This is a genomic window from uncultured Kiloniella sp., assembly GCF_937128705.1.
Lineage (GTDB): Bacteria > Pseudomonadota > Alphaproteobacteria > Kiloniellales > Kiloniellaceae > Kiloniella.
The window spans coordinates 1-2,732 of record NZ_CAKZMP010000270.1; the positions used below are offsets into that span (position 1 = coordinate 1).

Annotated in this window: 4 protein-coding genes and 1 pseudogene; all 5 read left to right on the plus strand. The window is 45.7% G+C overall.

Annotated elements, in window-relative coordinates; genetic code table 11:
- Positions 1 to 434: pseudogene (locus Q0241_RS13685) on the plus strand (phosphopentomutase); the annotation flags it as partial.
- A gap of 78 nt (positions 435 to 512) precedes the next feature.
- On the plus strand, positions 513 to 1,481 hold the full coding sequence (locus Q0241_RS13690; RefSeq protein WP_299378445.1) for an adenosine deaminase: 969 nt from the start codon (positions 513 to 515) through the stop codon (positions 1,479 to 1,481).
- A gap of 39 nt (positions 1,482 to 1,520) precedes the next feature.
- On the plus strand, positions 1,521 to 2,105 hold the full coding sequence (locus Q0241_RS13695; protein WP_299378447.1) for a thymidine kinase: 585 nt from the start codon (positions 1,521 to 1,523) through the stop codon (positions 2,103 to 2,105).
- Positions 2,106 to 2,249: 144 nt separating this feature from the next.
- Positions 2,250 to 2,432, plus strand: coding sequence for a dATP/dGTP pyrophosphohydrolase domain-containing protein (locus Q0241_RS13700; protein WP_299378451.1), 183 nt, complete (start codon positions 2,250 to 2,252; stop codon positions 2,430 to 2,432).
- An 84-nt stretch (positions 2,433 to 2,516) separates the two neighbouring features.
- Positions 2,517 to 2,732 (plus strand): hypothetical protein (locus tag Q0241_RS13705; RefSeq protein WP_299378449.1); only part of this gene is annotated, 216 nt, incomplete at its 3' end.

The following is a 2,732-nucleotide window of genomic DNA, read 5'->3' on the forward strand; positions in this document are numbered from 1 at the left end:
ATGCTCATCAAGGACCTACACAAGTGATAAAAGCCTCGGGTCATGACGATCTTTTCCAACGCACGTTAGAACAGGTCGAAAAAGCGCCTGAGGGGTCCTTAACCTTCACAAACTTTGTTGATTTTGACAGCCTCTACGGCCACAGGAGAGACGTTATTGGCTATGCCGCAGCGCTGGAACAATTCGACAGAAAACTTCCCGATCTCATATCAATACTGAAAGACGACGATCTGGTCATTATCACCGCAGATCACGGATGTGATCCAACGTGGCCTGGAACAGACCATACCCGCGAGAACGTTCCTGTCTTGGCTTTCGGCCCACAAATAAAAACACAAAACATTGGTACCCGGGAATGCTTTGCAGATATCGGACAGAGCATAGCCTCCTTCTTGAGTATCGGTACTTTAGAAACAGGAAAGTCATTTCTATAACTTCTGGTTAATCACTTCTGGCTTTTCTTTCTGAGGAGCCAAAAGTCAAAGAAACAGATACAAAAACAAGCGAGAGATATGATGGTTCTAAAAGCTGAGTTACACGCACATCTGGAAGGAACGACTTCTCCGGATCTTGTCAAACGCCTGGCACAGCGTAATTCAATGGATCTACCTGATGGTCTTTTTGATGCCGAAGGAAATTACCGCTGGACGACATTTTTAGAATTTTTAAAAGCTTATGATCTTGCAAGTGCTGTGATCAAAACACCTTTGGATTACAGAGATGTAGCCTACGAATATCTCAAACAATGCGCATCAGAAGGTGCCATCTATGTCGAAGTCATGTCTTCCCCTGATCACGCAGCTATGGCTGGTATGGGATACCAAGATCATCTGGATGGTATTATTGCTGGCATAACCGACGCCGAAAGGGATTTCGGTATCGTTGGACGTATTATTGTTACCTGTGTGCGTCACCTTGGGCCAGAACAGGCCGTTGTGGTCGCGAAGCAGACGATTGCGGCGCCACATCCCCTTGTTGTCGGTTTCGGCATGGGGGGCGATGAAAATGCCCATCATCCGTCTGATTTCTCCAAAGCTTTTCATATCGCCCATGATGCAGGGCTATCGTGCAATGTTCACGCTGGCGAAATGGCGGGGCCAGAAAGCATTATTGCCGCCCTTGATCATTTACCCGTTAAACGTATTGGCCACTGCGTAAGATCCATAGAAGATCCCAATCTTGTCTCTCGCCTTATTGACGAAAATATAACTCTCGAAGTATGCCCCGGCAGCAACATCGCCTTGGGCGTATACCCTGAGTTTGGCGCTCATCCCTTTCTGAAATTACGGGATGCAGGCTGCAAAGTAACCCTGAGTTCTGATGATCCACCTTTTTTCCACACATCAATCGGAAATGAATATGCCATTGCATCCAGAGAATTTAACCTAAACGATCAGGAACTGGCCGACATCACCAAATGTTCCATAGAAAATGCCTTCGCTGACCAAGCGACCATAGACAAATTGCTGGCACGCCTATAGGTATGTCGCACACTCTCAACTTCTGTATCTGACGTATTTATGGCCAAGCTTTATTTTTACTATTCATCAATGAACGCAGGAAAATCCACCGTTCTCTTGCAATCCAGCTATAACTATCAAGAACGTGGCATGGGAACGCTTTTGTTCACCGCCGCTTTGGATGACCGTTATGGCAAGGGAAAGATCTCGTCACGGATCGGCTTACAGGCCGAAGCATTGATCTATGGCAAAGAAGACGATCTGTTGCAGATGACTAGGGATGAAATAAAGCAACGGGAAATCAATTGCGTTTTTGTTGACGAATCTCAGTTCCTGTCAAAAGCGCAGGTTTACCAAATCAGCGAAATCGTGGACGAGCTAAATATTCCTGTATTGGCCTATGGTCTGAGGACAGATTTCCAAGGCAACCTGTTCGAAGGCAGCCAACAGCTTTTGGCTTGGGCAGATGTGCTTAATGAACTCAAGACGATTTGCCACTGTGGAAGCAAAGCAACAATGGTCATGCGTGTGGACGAGAACGGCACCCCGATTCAGGAAGGTTCGCAAGTTGAAATTGGAGGGAACGACCGTTATGTCCCCGTTTGCCGCAAGCACTTCAAATTAGAAGTTCTAGAACGAAAATAAACCATTCGAATGAGCCTCTTTCGCTTGATATAACTATCGAGTATTCCGGTATCGGCATGGGATCAAACGGACCGACCTCGTATTTTAGAACCCTTAGTTCGGATAGAACATCCCAGACCATAGAAGCATCAGGCACAGGAAGCAATCGACTGCCCGGATGATATCACTGAATATGTGGATTGCCTGTTTCTGATTACCGACGCTGCTAGGCGTGCTGGCTTCGACCTTGATGAACTGATTTCAGCAGGATTTGATAAACTGGAAGTCCTCAAAGACAGACGTTACAATCGCACACCCGAAGGTGAACCTTCCTATCACGAAAAGTGATTTTCTACACTCCATTGCTAGAAATAATCATATCCAACCTTTTTTAAAACCAGAAGAATTTTAAACCCTTTGATGAGAAAGATTATGAAAGAAAGAGGCTTTAAAGTACGGGCATTAGGTGAAATTGCGATCAGGTGTCGCGACAAAGCAGCAATGATGAATTTTAATGGCAAAGTAATCGGATTAGAACACCTTTCCGGAGACGTTGATGACAGAGTAACATTCTTCAAAATTGCAGAAGGGTTTGGCGGTCACACCAGTGTACTCGCCCTATTTCGTCCTGACGAAATCACCGGAACA

What these genes read in the sequence shown, in the direction of transcription:
- Q0241_RS13695 (WP_299378447.1), top strand. Translation starts at nt 1,521, where the DNA reads ATGGCCAAGCTTTATTTTTACTATTCATCAATGAACGCAGGAAAATCC.
- Q0241_RS13690 (WP_299378445.1), top strand. Translation starts at nt 513, where the DNA reads ATGATGGTTCTAAAAGCTGAGTTACACGCACATCTGGAAGGAACGACT.